This window comes from Brevibacterium sp. HMSC07C04, assembly GCF_001815905.1.
Taxonomy (GTDB): domain Bacteria; phylum Actinomycetota; class Actinomycetes; order Actinomycetales; family Brevibacteriaceae; genus Brevibacterium.
The window spans coordinates 1-16,082 of the sequence record NZ_KV823233.1 but is presented as its reverse complement, the minus strand read 5'-3'; the positions used below and the strand labels follow the sequence as shown (position 1 = coordinate 16,082).

9 protein-coding genes are annotated in these 16,082 nt (G+C 62.6%); 8 read left to right on the top strand and 1 reads right to left on the bottom strand.

The window, feature by feature from the left end:
• Positions 1 to 86 precede the first annotated feature (86 nt).
• The 5 genes from HMPREF3162_RS00200 to HMPREF3162_RS00180 all read left to right on the top strand — a co-directional run bounded on the left by HMPREF3162_RS00200 (position 87) and on the right by HMPREF3162_RS00180 (position 9,548).
• Positions 87 to 1,367, top strand: coding sequence for a dicarboxylate/amino acid:cation symporter (locus HMPREF3162_RS00200; RefSeq protein WP_176745922.1), 1,281 nt, complete (start codon positions 87 to 89; stop codon positions 1,365 to 1,367).
• A gap of 170 nt (positions 1,368 to 1,537) precedes the next feature.
• Positions 1,538 to 3,013: an alanine/glycine:cation symporter family protein gene (locus HMPREF3162_RS00195; protein WP_070576124.1), complete on the top strand. Its 1,476-nt coding sequence runs from the start codon at positions 1,538 to 1,540 to the stop codon at positions 3,011 to 3,013.
• Positions 3,014 to 3,047: 34 nt separating this feature from the next.
• Positions 3,048 to 6,782, top strand: a complete 3,735-nt coding sequence (locus HMPREF3162_RS00190) for a DEAD/DEAH box helicase (RefSeq protein ID WP_070776518.1) — start codon at positions 3,048 to 3,050, stop codon at positions 6,780 to 6,782.
• A 144-nt stretch (positions 6,783 to 6,926) separates the two neighbouring features.
• On the top strand, positions 6,927 to 7,565 hold the full coding sequence (locus HMPREF3162_RS00185; protein ID WP_070776517.1) for an SDR family oxidoreductase: 639 nt from the start codon (positions 6,927 to 6,929) through the stop codon (positions 7,563 to 7,565).
• A gap of 132 nt (positions 7,566 to 7,697) precedes the next feature.
• Entirely contained in the window at positions 7,698 to 9,548 is a 1,851-nt protein-coding gene (locus tag HMPREF3162_RS00180) for a thiamine pyrophosphate-dependent enzyme (protein ID WP_083318841.1), read from the top strand.
• Between the two features lie 182 nt (positions 9,549 to 9,730).
• Here HMPREF3162_RS00180 and HMPREF3162_RS00175 read toward each other — a convergent pair whose 3' ends face one another.
• The gene (locus HMPREF3162_RS00175) at positions 9,731 to 10,807 is read right to left on the bottom strand and encodes a LysR family transcriptional regulator (protein WP_070776516.1); all 1,077 of its coding nucleotides are present in this window, start codon (positions 10,805 to 10,807) and stop codon (positions 9,731 to 9,733) included.
• 218 nt (positions 10,808 to 11,025) lie between these two features.
• On the opposite strand from HMPREF3162_RS00175, the gene HMPREF3162_RS00170 reads away from it, so the two are divergent.
• The 3 genes from HMPREF3162_RS00170 (at position 11,026) to HMPREF3162_RS00160 (ending at position 16,007) form a co-directional block, all read left to right on the top strand.
• On the top strand, positions 11,026 to 12,216 hold the full coding sequence (locus HMPREF3162_RS00170) for an NAD(P)/FAD-dependent oxidoreductase (RefSeq protein ID WP_083318840.1): 1,191 nt from the start codon (positions 11,026 to 11,028) through the stop codon (positions 12,214 to 12,216).
• A gap of 80 nt (positions 12,217 to 12,296) precedes the next feature.
• On the top strand, positions 12,297 to 13,865 hold the full coding sequence (locus tag HMPREF3162_RS00165; RefSeq protein ID WP_070776515.1) for an L-piperidine-6-carboxylate dehydrogenase: 1,569 nt from the start codon (positions 12,297 to 12,299) through the stop codon (positions 13,863 to 13,865).
• 252 nt (positions 13,866 to 14,117) lie between these two features.
• Positions 14,118 to 16,007 (top strand): heavy metal translocating P-type ATPase, encoded by a 1,890-nt coding sequence (locus HMPREF3162_RS00160; protein ID WP_070776514.1) that lies wholly within the window; start codon positions 14,118 to 14,120, stop codon positions 16,005 to 16,007.
• The last annotated feature ends 75 nt before the right edge of the window (positions 16,008 to 16,082 follow it).

The window sequence follows — 16,082 nt, the reverse complement described above, 5'->3', positions numbered from 1 at the left end:
CCGACTGAGATCGTGAAAGAATCAGGCGCGAAGCCCGGTGAATCCGGGCCGCATCGCCCACCGGCGAAAACCTTCGAAAGGACAGTATGAGCAACGACGGCGTGAAGAACGGCTGGCGCAACTACAGGTTCCCCATCTTCGTCTTATCCGGGATTGCCCTCGGCGCTGTCATCGGGTTGGTGGTTGGTGAGCAGGCCGCTGTTCTCAAGCCTTTGGGCTCGCTGTTCATCAACTTCATGTTCACGCTCGTGGTGCCGATGGTGTTCTTCTCCATTGGCTCTGCCGTGGCGAATATGGATTCGGCTAAGCGGCTGGGCAAGATCATGGGTTCGATGATGGCGGTGTTCATCAGCACCGGAATCGTCGCCTCGATCATCATGCTTGCGGCACTGGGGACTTTCAGGCCGTTTGACGGGCTGAAAGTCAGCATGGACGAAAAGCCCGATGCCGGTGAAGAGGTTTCACTGGGCGACCAGATTGTCGGCGCGTTCACGGTTGACGACTTCAGCAAGATCCTGTCGGCGGAGAACATGCTGCCGCTGATCATCTTTGCGGTGCTGGTGGGGCTGTCCTGCGGTTCTATCGGCAAGCTGGGCCAGCCCTTCAAGACGTTTCTCAATTCCGGCAACGAAGTGTTCATGAAGCTCACGAGCCTCGTGATGTTCTACGCGCCCATTGGCCTGGGCGCGTACTTCGCGGCACTCGTCGGCGAACTCGGCCCGCAGCTGGTGGGAGGCTACGTCAAGGCGTTCGCGGTGTACTACCCGGTGGCGATCGTCTACTTCTTCGCGGCCTTCACCCTGTATTCCCTGCTGGCCGGCGGTGTTCCGGCTATGCGCCGCATGTGGCGCAACATTTTGGAGCCTGCCGCAGTGTCCTTGGGTACGGGAAGCTCTGTAGCATCGATTCCGGCGAATCTGCGGGCGGCCAAGCGAATCGGGGTTCCGCAGGATATTCGCGAAACGATCATTCCCATTGGTGCGACCATCCACATGGAGGGTTCGTGCCTGTCGGCGATCCTCAAGATCGCGTTCCTGTTCGCCGTGTTTGAGCGCGATCTCTTCACTCCGCAGGCGATTCTCATTGCGGTTCTCATCGCCCTGCTGTCGGGCATGGTGATGTCCGGTGTGCCGTCGGGCGGTTTCCTGGGTGAGCTCATGATCATCACCATGTACGGCTTCCCACCGGCTGCGCTGCCGGTCATTTCGGTCATCGGCACCGTGGTCGACCCGCCTGCTACCACGGTCAACGCCGTGGGCGACAACGTGTCATCAATGCTGGTGGCACGAGTTGTCGACGGGAAGGACTGGATGCACAAGAAGGACGAGGTCGCCGAGGATCCCACTGCCGAGGCGCCGGACGCCTGACCTGCTTTCTCGCCTGCTTTCGGCTCTTGTGAGCCGAATGTCGGCACTGCCGTGAGTGTTCTGTGTGACTCACCGCGCACATTTTTGGTGGTTTGTGTCACATGGTGTACATTTCTTCCATTCGTTTCCGAGCGTTTGCTCAGAAATCTCACATACTCACGGAGAAGACGATGGTCGAATCAATCAACAACGCGCTGGTTGCCGTCAGCGGCGTTATCTGGGGACCCTTCCTGCTCATCCCCCTGCTGCTGGGCACTGGTCTGTACCTGACCATCCGCCTGGGTGGCCTGCAGTTCGTCAAGCTGATCCCGGCTATCAACCTGGGTCTGGTCAAGCGCAAGGACAAGGGCGAAGAGGAAGGCGACATTTCGCAGTTCCAGGCGCTCACCACAGCGCTGGCAGCCACCGTCGGCACCGGCAATATCGTCGGTGTTGCCACCGCCCTGAGCATCGGCGGACCCGGCGCGCTGTTCTGGATGTGGATGACCGGTCTGCTCGGTATGGTCACCAAGTACGCCGAAGCATTCCTCGCCGTGCGCTTCCGCACGACTGACACCGCCGGTGAAAAGAGCGGTGGCCCCCAGTATTACCTCGAACGCGGCATCAAGGGCCCGCTGGGCAAGGTTCTCGGTCTGTCCTTCGCCATCTTCGCTGCTTTTGCCTGCTTCGGCATCGGCAACCTCACGCAGGGCAACTCGATTGCCTCGAATGTTGAGAACTCCTGGCACGTGCCCACCTGGGTCACCGGTCTGGTGCTGACTGTTCTGGCCCTGGTTGTTCTGGTCGGCGGCATCCGCTCGATCGGTTCGGTCACCTCGGCCCTTGTGCCGATCATGATCGTCTTCTACGTCGGCGCTGCCATCTACATCCTCCTTGCGAACATCTCTGACGTTCCGGCCGCTTTCGGTGAAATCTTCCGAGGTGCCTTCTCCGGCACCGCTGCTGCCGGCGGCTTTGCCGGTTCGGTCATCCTGGTTGTCATCCAGATGGGTGTTGCCCGCGGTCTGTTCTCCAATGAATCCGGTCTGGGTTCGGCTCCGATCGCAGCCGCTGCCGCCAAGACCTCGCACCCCGTGCGCCAGGGCCTGGTGTCGATGACCCAGACGTTTATCGACACGATCATTGTTGTGACCTTCACCGGTCTGGTCATCATCACCACCGGCGTGTGGAAGGCAACGGACGAAGCCGGCGAACAGCTTTCGGCGTCGCTTATGACCGGTGAGGCCTTCAGCTTCGGCCTGCCCGGTCAGTGGGGCCACTGGATTGTCACGATCGGCCTGGTGCTGTTCGCCTTCTCGACCATCCTCGGCTGGTCCTACTACGGTGAGCGCAACATCGAGCGCCTGTTCGGCCGTCGTGCGGTCGTTCCCTTCCGCATCTTCTTCTCGCTGGTCGTGTTCGTCGGCTGCACCACGGAACTTGAGGTTGTGTGGAACTTCGCTGACGTGGCCAACGGGCTTATGGCTCTGCCGAACCTTGTGGGCATCCTGATCCTGTCGGGACTCATTGCCCGCGAAACCCGGTTCTACCTCAAGCACGACCCCAAACTCGTCGCCTCGAAGGACGAAATCGAAGCCTTCATGGCCGACCAGCCAGGTTGGGCCGAATGGAAGGCGGGCAATCGCGTAGGTTCCTCGCGCGGCTGAGTGCCGTGTCAGTGGGCAGTGGCATGATGGGCCCATGCGAACACCGCCACTGCTGCTGCCCGCTGTTGCCTACCGGGAACTGACTGAATATTTTGATCCCGGGTCACTCAACCGCGGCGTTGCCTATGCGCAGGAAAAGCGGATTGTCGAAGTTGCGTGGTTTCCTGACGACAGCGTGATCGAAGCGTTCGTTGACGGAAGCTATTCCTACTCTGTTCATGTCGAGCTCGTGGAGGCTGAAGGTCCCCGCGAGCTCGACTTTATGGATCTGCCCCTCCTTGCACGCGATCGCGCGGATGAACTCCAGTGGTTCGCACCCTCGATGTGCTTTTGCACGTGCCCGGTGCAGCGGGACTGCAAACACGCGGCAGCCCTTCTGCGCTGGGTGACCGCGCTGGCCTGTGTTCAGAAGTTCGGGGGAGTGGGCCACCTGTCGCCTCTGGCAGACGCACCGCTGGGCTTTGCCGTAGACAGCGTGGCTGAAGCCGTGGTCTGCCGTAATGAAGCTGAGGCTCCCTTCCGCCAGCTGGCACCCATTCCACACGACCGGCGCGGGACTCTGGCCAGCGAAAACCCGGTCGGACTGCCTGCCGAAGAGCCCGTGCAGAACACCCCGCCTGCGTGGCGGAAGGCCCTCCAGTCGCTCTATGTTGAGGATCCTCCGGCACGCGGCGGTTTGGCGATTGCCTTTGAACTGCAGCAGCGCACCAGCTGGTTTGAACACCGCTCAAGGGGCAGTGCTGTGGTGTCTGCTGAAGACGCCGTGGACTCAGATGTGCACGTGATCATTCGGCCCATGTGCCGTGGGCAGCGTGACTCCTGGATCAAAGGAGGGCTGACGTGGCGTTCCTTTATGTCCGGCGGGGACTTCGGGTTCGACCGCGAACAGGCCAGTATGCTGGGCCAGATCTACCGCCTGTACCTGTCTGAGGGTGTTGGTCGAGCTATGAGCGAGGACCACATCAACCTGAGCATCGCCGGCAGCAAGTTCATGTTTGAACTGCTGGATCGTGCCCGGCAGATGGGTGTGGCGTTTATTGGCGTGGCGCCCATTGAATCCGTGCAGTGGGCAGACAATGCTTCGTTCGAGTTCTCGATTTCCAATGCGGAGGGTACGCGGGAACACAGCGGACTCCAGCTGACACCGACTCTGACCATCGACGGCGAACCCGTGCGGAGGCCTAAGTTCCTGGGCTCACATGCGCTGGCCGACATCATCATTCCCGGTGAGGACGATGCGGCGGGGGAGTCTGACGACACAGCCTCCGCTGGCGAAGGCGCTGCAACTGGACTCACGGCTGCGTCCCGGCCGGGTGTGCAGTTGCGGCGCGGAGTTCAGCTTCGCATTGGCCGTCTGGACCGCACGGCACACGAAGGAATGCAGCAGCTGCTGCTGTCAGACGGTTTCACTGTCCCGGCTGAAGACCGTGAGGAGTTCTTCGATGAGGGGCTGTCGGTGCTGAGTCAGGCAGCTGGTGTAGTCAGCGCGGATCCCTCGATCGAACTTCCGGATTCAAGTACTCCGCAGCTGAATCTCACAGCCTCGTTTACAGGGGATTGCGTGGACCTGTCATGGCAGTGGCGGTATCAGCTGCCCAACCGGCGTCTTCCGCTCAACCCGCCGGCCGGCAGTGGGCTTGAAGGCTCCGCGGGTGTTGCAGGCAGTGCCGGTGCCAGTGGGCAGCGCAATATCCAAGCTGAACGCGGCATACTCGCCGAAGTCCACCGGCAGTGGCCAGATCAGGCGCGCGAAGACACGCTGGTGTTCGAAGGTGGGGAGGCCGCCCAGTTCACGGCCGAAGTCCTGCCGCAGCTGGAAGCCTCGCCGCTCATCGAAGTTTCGGTTTTCGGCACGCGGCCCGACTACGTTCACATCGAGGGCACACCGAACGTCAGCGCGGTGGTCAATGAGCGCAACGACTGGTTTGACCTTGCCATGTCGGTGCACGTGGGGGAGCGCGAACTTCCCTTTGCCACGGTCTTCACGGCTCTTGCCCGGGGTGAAGACGCAGTGCTCATGCCGGATAAGTCCTACATAACACTGGACCACCCGGTGTTTGACAAGCTTCGCGACCTCATTCGCGAAGCCACAGTCCTGCAGGAATGGACGCCCACCAAGCAGCGCATCGACAAACACCAGGTCGATCAGTTCAAAGCACTCGAAGACATTGCGGACAGCATAGAAGGCGACACGGAATGGTTTGAGCGCATCCGCGGGCTCGCGCAGGCAGAAGAACTGCCCACCGCTGCGCTGCCTAAGGGGCTGCACGCCACACTGCGCGACTACCAGCGCGAAGGCTTCCAATGGCTGAGCTTCCTGTATGACGCGGGTCTCGGCGGAATCCTGGCCGATGACATGGGCTTGGGCAAAACCGTTCAGACGCTCGCACTCATCGCCCACGCCTGCGAAACAGCGGCGGGCGAGGAAGCAGAACCGCCAGCCGACACCTCGGCCCCGGCAAGCACAGACCACCCGGCGGGTGCGGATAGCGTGACCGGCACCTCGGCCCCGTTCCTCGTGGTGGCGCCGTCTTCGGTTGTGAGCGTGTGGCAGGCGGAGGCCGCTCGGTTCACCCCCGGGCTCGATGTTCGGGTGATGAACCAGACCAGCAAGAAGCGTGGAACGTCGTTAGAACAGGCGCGCAGCGGGGCGGATGTCATCGTCACGTCCTACACCCTCATGCGGCGCGACTCCGAGGAATACACCGCGCTGCCGTGGGCCGGTGCGGTGTTTGACGAAGCGCAGGCCATCAAGAACCGACAGTCGAAGGGCTTTGCTGCGGCCTCCAAGATCCAGGCGCCGTTTCGCCTGGTCATCACGGGTACGCCCATGGAAAATGCGCTCGCAGATTTCTGGTCGCTGCTGCGGATTGCGGTGCCGGGGCTCATGGGCGCCTACCGGCGGTTCAACCAGGAGTTCGCCAAGCCGATCGAATCCGGCGAAGCCCCCGAACGCATGTTGCTGCTGCGGCGGACGGTGCGGCCGTTTATGCTGCGGCGCACCAAGGAACTCGTGGCAAAAGACCTTCCGGCAAAACAGGAATCGATTATCAGTGTCGAACTCACGCCCGCGCATTCACGGGCGTACAACACGCTGCTGCAGCGGGAGCGCAAAAAGGTTCTGCGGCTGTTGGACGACATGGATGTTGACGGCAACCGGATGACGGTGTTCCGGTCGCTCACACTGCTGCGGATGATGGCGCTCGACCCGGCAATTGTCGAAGGCGGCAGCTATTCGGCGATCGAATCGTCGAAAATGCAGACGCTGCTCGAATCTTTGGCACGGGTGATCGACGAGGGCCACCGGGTGATTGTGTTCAGCCAGTTCACGTCGTTCCTGCAGCGCATCTCCGATGAACTCACTTCCCGAGGTGCCGCCCACCTGTACCTGGACGGTTCGGTTCCCATGAGCGCACGGGCGGATCTGGTCACCGAGTTCCAGGAAGGCAGTGCGCCGGTGTTCCTCATATCCCTCAAAGCCGGAGGCTCCGGGCTCACACTCACTGCCGCTGACTATGTGTTCATCATGGACCCGTGGTGGAATCCGGCAGCCGAAGCGCAGGCGGTCGATCGCGCCCATCGGATCGGCCAGGACAAAAAGGTCATGGTCTACCGGCTGGTGGCGCAGGGGACCATCGAAGAAAAAGTCGTCGAACTGCAGCAGCGCAAGGCGCACCTGTTCGATTCGCTCATGGACGGCGGAGCAGGCTTTGCACGCGGAATCTCCGTGGAGGACCTGCGAGAGCTCTTCGGTGGAGGCGACGCCTAAGCGGAGGCAACGCGGTGGTGACGGCTAGGCGGTGGCTGGGATCCGCCTCGTTGGCCTGGGCGGTTTCCCTTCAGCCCGCAGCGGATGGAATAAGCTGCCCGGCTGCCGTGCTGTACGTGACGACCACGATCTGAGGAGGTCTTCATGGCACGCATTACGATCATCGGCGGACACGGAAAGATCGCCCTGCTGGCAGCGCCCCTGCTGGTCAAGGCAGGCCACGAGGTCACGTCGGTGTTCCGCAACCCCGAACACGAAGCCGACGTCGCCAAAACCGGCGCAGCCGCGAAAGTCGCCGACGTCGAACAGCTCGACACCGCACAGCTTGCCCAGCTGTTTGATGGCCAAGACGCCGTCATTTGGTCAGCTGGCGCAGGCGGAGGCAACCCGGCCCGCACAAAAGCCGTCGACCAGGACGCCGCAATCCGTACGATGGACGCCGCCCAACAAGCTGGTGCTAAGCGCTATGTGATGGTCTCCTACTTCAACTCCAGCCGTGATCACGGCGTGGACCCCGAAGACGGGTTCTGGCACTACGCAGAAGCCAAGAGCATTGCCGACGAACACCTGCGCGGGACGGATCTCAACTGGACCATCCTCGGTCCCAGTCTGCTCACACTCGAACCGGGCAGCGGCACAATCACCGTCGACGGAAAGGGCAGTGAGGTCTCGCGCGAAAACGTCGCCCAGGTCATTGCCGCCGTGGTGGAGGATGCCAGCACCATCGGCCGCACGATCAACTTCGACGACGGCGACACCCCCATTGCCGAAGCGATTCACTGATCAAACCCGCACGTCCGCGGTGCTGAGCCAGCACGCTCAGCACCGCGGAACCGCAACTCTGGTATAGGTGCTGTGCTGCGCTTAGGGTAGAGCCAGACATCAACGACGAACCACTGCGAGGGGGGCACGAACGTGCAGTCCGCCAAGCCGTTTCACACCTCAGCCCAGACCAGCCTGAGCACGGAAGTGCACCATGACCCCGCCTCGTGCGCGGGAGAACACGACAGCCCCCTCGACTGTGCGGTCCGCGAAGGCGGGCACGCCCTTGTCGAACAGCTGGTGGCCAGCGGTGTGACGCGCGTGTTCGGGGTGCCCGGCGAAAGTTACCTGTCGGTAATCGACGGACTGTACGACCACACCGACGACATTGAAATCATCGTCACCCGGCAAGAGGGCGGTGCGGCAATGGCCGCGGCCGCCCACGGTGCGCTCACCGGTGAGCCGGGCATCTGCATGGTCACGCGCGGACCGGGTGCGACAAACGCCAGCATCGGTGTGCACGTGGCCAAACAGGATGCCAGTCCGATGGTGTTGTTCATCGGCCAGATACCGCGCGATCACCAGCACCGCGAATCCTTCCAAGAGGTCAACTACCGGCAGATGTTCGGCGAACTGGCCAAGGAAGTCATCGAAATCAACACGGTTGAGCGGGTCCCCGAACTCACCGTGCGGGCGCTCAACTCAGCGGTGTCCGGCGAACCCGGCCCGGTTGTTGTAGTCCTGCCCGAAGACATGCTGGTCGAACAGACCGACGCGCCGCTGAAATCACGCACCACCCCAGCGCCCGTGTTGCCCGATGCGCACTCGGTGCAGGAAGCCCACCGTCTGCTGGCCGAAGCCGAAAAGCCGCTCATCATCCTGGGTTCCACCGGCTACGCGCCGGAACTCGGTCCGCTTGTCACCGACTACTGCGAGCGGAACGGGGTTGCGCTCGCCGCCGCGCACAGGCGGATGCACCTGGTGGACAATTCCTCGCCCGCCTACGCGGGCACCTTTGAGTTCGGCCGGTCAGTGCTGGAAGCCAATGCTGACGAGGCGGATGTCATCTTCTTCCTCGGCTCTCGCCCTGATCCCAACACAGGTGAGGAATGGGAGAACTACCGTGGCGGATGGGCGAACTACCGCGGGGGAGCAGCAGGCGCTGATGGTCAAGCGGGGCCCGGCGTCATTCACGTCTACCCAGATCCGAACGTGATCGGCCGGTTCTTCCCCGCCCACGTCGGGACGGCCGCCAGCCCGCTTGAGTTTATGCGCGCACTGGTTGAATACGGTGCGGGCGTTGCTGCGGGTGCTGCTGTGGGTGCTTCGGCCAGCGGTGCTTCCGGTGGCCGCGTTGTAGGCGGTGTGGCAGGCGCCGGGGTCGATCGTTCTGATTTCGAACTTTCCGATGCTCGCCGGGCCTGGCAGAAGAAGCTGCACGACGACTGGGCCGACTATATTGAGCGCAATCTGCAGTCCTCCCTGGGCGGACCGTTCATGCAGAAGTTCAACGCCCGGTTCGATGCTGGAACCATCATCACCAACGGGGCCGGCAACTACACATCGTGGGTGCAGAAGAACCGCACCTACTCGACGTACCCCTCGCACATTGCTTCGCAGTCTGGGTCAATGGGCTACGGGATCCCGGCGGCACTCGCGGCCGCACTGGAGCACCGAGACCGGACGGTTGTGACATTCGCCGGTGACGGCTGCTTCATGATGAACGGTCAAGAACTCGCTACCATGGCCGCGAACAACCTCAGCGTGCTGGTGATCGTTGTGAACAACTCGCTCTACGGCACTATTCACATGCACCAAGAGCGCGAATACCCGGGCCGACCCGTTTTCACAACGCTGAACAACCCGGACTTCGCTGCCCTCGGAGCGGCCTACGGGGCCCGTACCGCCAAGGTGAGCACACCGGAAGAGTTCGATGCAGCCCTTGCCGAGTTCGCCTCGGAACCCGGTCTGCGGTTCATCGAAGTCGTCACGGAAGGCTACTGAGCGGCGGGGGCGCCGGGTGCTCAGCACGTTTCCGGCGCCCACCCGTCCCTTCGCCGACGCGTTCTCACGCGCAAATGCAGAGTCACGCTTTAATGCAGCGCATTAGCGCGTGACTCTGCATTAAAGCGTGATTCTGCGCATTACCACTTAGACGGCAGAGTAGCTTTCAGCGGCACCAACCCTCAGGCGCTGAAAACCGACGTCAGCACGTCAACGACGGTGTGTGCGGCCTGTGTCAGCGGCGCATCAGTTGACGTGAGGATGGCGATGTCGCGGCTGCCGCAGATGGTCCTGGGCAGAATGTGGACGTTCGCCGGTGCCATCAGCATGAGGTACGGGGTGGCCAATGTGACACCCAGACCGGATGACGCCATGGCCAACGCCACCGCCGAATCAGTGACAACGTGCTTTTCACGCGGCATGACACCGAGTTCCCGGCAGGCTAAGCGGAATGCGCGTCCCCACGTGGAATCCGGTGGCGGCAGAATCCACGGCACGCGGCCCAGCGCACGGCGCAGCATTTCCTGATCGCGGAAAACATCGCCGCGGCCAGGAGCAAACGCCGCCCCGGCGGCAGCTGCCGTCGTCCCATCAGCCACGTCAGCCTCACCAACCCCAGCAGCATCCAGAGGTGCGGTGTCGTGCCCGGACTCATCCACCTCGTCGGCTTTAGCAAGTGCAGAACCAACGTCAGCCCCAACATGCTGCCCTTGGGCCACGAGGGCGTCCATGCCGCCGGGGCCAACGGCAACTGACAGGCGTTCGCGGCGGACGGGCTTCATGTGGACACCACGCCGCGGTGGCAGCCGCGCATCCAGGTAGTCGATGCCGATTCCGATGTCGATCAGGCCCGACGCGACGGCCTCCTGCATTTCTTCGACGTCCACCTCAATGGTCTGCACATCAACGCCGGTGCCTTCCAGCTGCCGTGAGGCCGGCTGCATGGCGGCAATCGATGCTGACCCGAAAACGCCTACGGTCACGTTTGTGTCGGCGGAGGCCCCGCGCATGGCTCGGGCGGCTTGGCGTTCGGCGGCGACGACGGCCCGGGCACGGGGCAGCAGCGCTCGCCCGGCTTCGGTGAGGACAACAGACCGTCCACGAGGTGAAACGACGGGCGATCCGACGGCTCGGCTGAGTGCGGACACGTGTTGGCTGACCGCGCCTGCCGTGTAGCCCAAACGGGCGGCGGCTGCGGCCATTGTTCCCTGTTCGGCGACTGCGACGAATGTGCGCAGCTGGGTCAGTGTCCACTGCATATCAGCAAGCTACACGACCCATTAGAAAAGCTAAACGGAATCTTAAAAATATATCGCTTGTCCTTATTGCTTACCGGGTTCACCATTGGGGTGTGGCCCGCTGGGTCCACCGGCGAAGAGGTCAGCGTCGCTCTCAACGCCGCACCCTCGGGCACTGTTCAGCGTTGAACAGCCCGCTGCCATCAGCGTTGATCGGCAGCCTGACGAGAGGAGCTTCCGTGATTGTGAATGTTCCCCAGACTGTTCCCGCATCTGCTTCCGTAGTCATCATCGGCGGCGGCATTATGGGTACAGCCACTGCGTACGAACTTGCGAAATCCGGTGTCGAAGACATCGTGCTCATTGAGCGCGGCGAACTGGCCGGCGGTTCCACAAGCCGCGCTGCCGGTGGTCTGCGCTGTCAGTTCTCAGATGAAGCCAACATCATGTTGGGCGCGCGCAGTCTGGAGATCTTCCGCCGTTTTGAAGAGCAGATGGGCCAGAACATCGACATGATCCAGTCCGGTTATCTGTTCCTGTTGGACAACGAGGCCGACGCCGAAAAGATGTCCGTCAATGTCGACCTCCAGGCCTCGCTGGGGCAGGCGTCGCGGATGATCTCCCCGGCCGAATGCGGCGAACTCAATCCCGTCATCCGCACCGAGGATCTGGTTGCCGGTGCCTACAACCCCTTTGACGCCCATTGCACTCCCGAGGCTGCCGTGGCCGGCTACGCCAAGAACGCCCGCCGCCTGGGTGTGACAATCCTGCGCGGGGTGGAAGTCACCCGGGTCATTGCAGAGGGTGACGAGGCGGAGCTCGGCTCCCGTCGGATCACCGGGGTTGAAACATCGGCTGGGCCGATAGCCGCTGACACCGTGGTGTGCGCGGCAGGTGCGTGGTCGAAGAAGATCGGTGCCGATGTGGGCATTGATCTGCCCGTCGAACCGCTGCGCCGCCACATTGTGGTGAGCGAACCGGTGAACTTTGACCCGCGCAGACTGCCGTTCACCATCGACTTTTCAACCTGCTATTACTTCCATTCCGAAGGCGGCGGCCTGCTGTTCGGCGCCCCGGAGGTTGAAGACTCGTGGGGCTTCAGCACCCAACAGGACCCAGCGTGGCTTGAACAGCTGGCTGAACTCATGGACAGGCGCACTCCCGCACTGGCCGATGTTCAGCTGCGCCGCGGTTGGGCGGGCCTGTACGAGATCACCCCGGATCACAATGCGCTCATCGGAAAGTCTGCGCAGGTAGAGGGCTTCATGTACGCCACGGGCTTTTCCGGCCACGGCTTCCTGCAGGGCCCGGCGGTCGGCGAAATCATGGCCGACCTCTACCTGGACCGCACCCCGCTGATCGACATTTCGGGCCTGAGCTTGGACAGATTCGCGTCCGGTGAAGTCCGCAAGGAAATGAACGTCGTGTAGGCACCGCAGCCACCCACATCACAAATATACGAATTTCGAACTGACAGCGACCGATGAACCAAATCAGAAAGGACACGCACATGTCACTGCCGACACAGCAGCAGATCCTCGAAACCACCAAAAAGGCGCTCGCAGCGTGCGGTGCCGATTTCGATCAGCTGACCTCCGCCTCGTCAGGGGAAGCTGCCGCAGACAGCGGTGCGAGCAGCAGCTCGGCCAACCTGACCCTGCGCTCGCCCATCAACGGAGCACAACTCGGCCAGATTCCTGCCGATGACGAAGTCGCCATGGGGCTTAAGCTCGACGCCGCCCGCGAAGCCTTCACACAGTGGCGCGATGTTCCCGCGCCCGTGCGCGGCAAAGTCGTGCACCGCTGGGGTCAGCTGTTGGAAGAGCACAAGGCTGACCTGGGCGAACTCGTAACGATTGAGGCCGGAAAAATTCCGTCGGAAGCTGCTGGCGAAGTGCAGGAGATGATCGACATCTGCGAACTCGCACTTGGCCAATCGCGTCAGCTGTTCGGCAAAACCCTGCCGTCGGAACGCCCCGGCCACCGGCTGATGGAAACCTGGCACCCGCTGGGCGTGGTCGGAATCATCACGGCGTTCAACTTCCCCGTGGCCGTGTTTGCGTGGAACACCGCGCTTGCGCTCATTGCCGGTGACACGGTGGTGTGGAAGCCGTCCGAAACCTCGTCGCTCTCGGCAATTGGTGCGGAGGCTCTGCTGCGCCGTGCCGCAAAGGACTGCGGTGCGCCGGAAAACCTCAGCCAGGTGCTGCTGGGCGACCGTGACCTCGGTGCGGCCATGGTTGCCGACAAGCGCGTCGACTTGGTTTCGGCCACCGGTTCGGTTGCCATGGGTCGCAAGGTCGGTCCGGTTGTGGCTGAGCGCTTCGGCCGGGTGCTGTTGGAGCTCGGCGGCAACAACGCGGCAATCGTCGCCCCCAGTGCCGACCTTGACCTGGCTCTGCGCGGTGTTGTCTTCGCCGCCGCGGGCACGGCCGGTCAGCGCTGCACCACGCTGCGCCGCCTGATTGTGCACTCGTCAATTGCCGATGACCTCGTTGACCGTGTCGCCAAGGCCTACGGCACGCTGGCCATTGGTTCGCCCACCGACGACGGCACCCTGGTGGGCCCGCTCATCAACAAGGCCTCATTCGACGCCATGCAGAGCGCACTGCGCGCGGCAGAAGAACAGGGCGGAACGATTGTCTGCGGCGGTAAGCGCGTCCTAGCCGACGAAGCCGATGACGCCTACTACGTCGAACCGGCCGTCGTCCGCATGCCCTCGCAGACGGAGATCGTGGAAGACGAAACCTTCGCACCCATCCTCTACGTCATGGAATACGACGACTTCGACGCCGCCGTAGAACTCAATAACGCGGTGCCGCAGGGCCTGTCGAGTGCAGTGTTCACGGCGGAGCTTGCAGAAGCCGAACGGTTCCTCGCTCGGTCGGACACCGGCATCGCCAATGTCAACATCGGTACGTCCGGGGCGGAAATCGGCGGCGCGTTCGGCGGCAACAAGGAAACCGGCTGGGGCCGCGAATCCGGCACCGATTCCTGGCAGGCCTACATGCGCCAGGCAACGAACACCATCAACTACTCGGGCGAACTGCCCCTGGCTCAGGGCGTCGAATTCATCTGAGTCGTCCTGCCTGACGGGCCGAGTGGCTGACCGGCAGAACAAATCACGAGGCGCCGCACCTTTATCACCCTTCCCTCCCCGCACGCTTGGGGAGGCAGGAGCGGGAGGGGAGCGGCGCCTCGTGATTTGTGTTTTCCGGGAGCGGGGGCAGGTCCGGAGTGTCACCACTGAGTTGGTGCCGTGGCGGCTTAGGTGGGGCTCAGTAAGGCGGTGCTTGGTGGCGGTATTTCGAAATCTGAGCAGTATTGAAGTATGGGAACAGTGGCGCGCATCTTCCGTGAATACAGGCTGTTGGCCGCGGTGCTGGTGGAGCTGATCGTGGTGCTCGTGCTCCATTTTTCGGGGCACACGGGTGCCGCGCAGCTGGTGGCGACGGTCTTCGTTGGATTTGTCATTCTGCTGACTGTGATCGATATGGTCAAGCAGCTGATGAGGCGGGAGTTTGGGCTCGACATTCTGGCCGTGGTGGCGATGACCGCCTCACTTGCGGTTGGGGAGTATTTGGCGGCGTCGATTATTGCGCTCATGCTCACTGGCGGTGAGGGGCTGGAAGACTACGCGGCTGCGCGAGCCAAGCGGGATCTGCGGAGTCTGCTTGATCGGGCGCCGCAGCGGGCACACCGTCTGCCGGCTGTTGATGCCCCTGTTGACCAGGCAGAAAACATTGAAATCGACCAGGTGGAGCCCGGCGATGTTTTGCTTGTGCGCCCTGCCGAAGTTGTTCCCGTTGACGGCGAGGCAATCGACGCGGGGTCCTTTGATGAGTCTTCGCTGACGGGTGAATCTGCTGCTGTCGCGAAGGCTGTTGGCGACACGATTCTGTCGGGGTCGGTCAATGGAACGCAGGCCGTGCGGATGCGGGCAACACGTTCGGCGGCGGATTCGCAGTATCAGAAGATCATCACGCTGGTACGGCAGACGGAGGACCAGCAGGCGCCGATTGTTCGCGTGGCCGACCGCTACGCCATGCCGTTTACGGCGGTGTCTCTGCTGATCGCGGGGCTTGCCTGGTGGTTCAGCGGTGACCCGGTCAGGTTTGCCGAAGTGCTGGTTCTGGCCACGCCCTGCCCGCTGCTGATCGCGGCTCCGGTTGCGTTTCTGGGCGGCATGAGCCGGGCCTCGAACGCTGGAATCATCGTCAAGGGCGGTGCTGTCCTTGAAGCACTGGGTTCGGCTTCGACTGCTGCCTTCGACAAGACGGGCACCTTGACCTACGGACGGCCGACGGTTGCTGCGGTCCACGCCGTTGGCGTGTCCGAGGACGAACTGCTGGCGGCTGCGGCTGAACAGTTCTCATCGCACGTCTTGGCGCTCGGTGTGATTGAGGCCGCTGACGGGCTTGAGCTGCCCGAGGCGCGAAATGGTCGCGAGGTTGCCACGGAAGGCGTTGAGGCTGAGGTTGATTTTGTTGCAGGTGCGGCTGGTTTGGCTGGTGAGGCGGCCAGCGCTGGTGCTGGCTCGGCCGTGGTTCCTGTTGGCACGCTTGATTTTGTTCGCGGTATGGCGCCGGAGGCGTTTGAGGTTGAGTTTGAGACCGGTCAGACTGCCGCCTATGTGTCGATCGGCAATAAGTACGCCGGCGCGCTGATACTGAACGACCAGGCCCGCGACAATGCCGGACAGCTGGTTTCGGAGCTGAGGCGTCATGGCTTTGAGAAGGTCACGATGCTCACTGGCGACAACCCGCACACTGCGCAGGCGATTGCTGCTGAGGTCGGGATTGACGATGTTCACGCTTCGCTGCTGCTGGAGGACAAGGTTCGTCTGCTGCACGAGATCGAGCCGAAACCGGTGATCATGGTCGGTGACGGTGTTAACGATGCGCCGGTTCTCGCGGCTGCTGGGGTTGGCATTGCGATGGGCGCTCGCGGCAATACCGAGGCGTCGGAAGCTGCTGATGTCGTGATCACGCGTGACGATATTTCGCGTGTCGGCAAGGCTGTCGACATTGGGCGCTGGACGCTGGCGGTGGCGAAGAGCGCCATTTGGATTGGCATTCTGCTGTCGCTGGTGCTCATGGGCTTTGCGTTCTTCGGGTTCATCCCGGCCGTCGTCGGCGCACTGCTGCAGGAAGTCATCGACCTGGCCGCAATCGTCTACGCGCTGCGAGCCCTGAAGGGCCCCGAACGCTTCAAGGTGTGAGTGGGGCTGGCCGCCGGGGCGCTCGCCCTTGCGGTCGCGCCCGCCCTTGCGGTCGCGCTCGCCCTTGCGGTCGCG

What these genes read in the sequence shown, in the direction of transcription:
- HMPREF3162_RS00200 (WP_176745922.1), top strand. Translation starts at nt 87, where the DNA reads ATGAGCAACGACGGCGTGAAGAACGGCTGGCGCAACTACAGGTTCCCC.
- HMPREF3162_RS00195 (WP_070576124.1), top strand. Translation starts at nt 1,538, where the DNA reads ATGGTCGAATCAATCAACAACGCGCTGGTTGCCGTCAGCGGCGTTATC.
- HMPREF3162_RS00190 (WP_070776518.1), top strand. Translation starts at nt 3,048, where the DNA reads ATGCGAACACCGCCACTGCTGCTGCCCGCTGTTGCCTACCGGGAACTG.
- HMPREF3162_RS00185 (WP_070776517.1), top strand. Translation starts at nt 6,927, where the DNA reads ATGGCACGCATTACGATCATCGGCGGACACGGAAAGATCGCCCTGCTG.
- HMPREF3162_RS00175 (WP_070776516.1), bottom strand. Translation starts at nt 10,807, where the DNA reads ATGCAGTGGACACTGACCCAGCTGCGCACATTCGTCGCAGTCGCCGAA.
- HMPREF3162_RS00165 (WP_070776515.1), top strand. Translation starts at nt 12,297, where the DNA reads ATGTCACTGCCGACACAGCAGCAGATCCTCGAAACCACCAAAAAGGCG.
- HMPREF3162_RS00160 (WP_070776514.1), top strand. Translation starts at nt 14,118, where the DNA reads ATGGGAACAGTGGCGCGCATCTTCCGTGAATACAGGCTGTTGGCCGCG.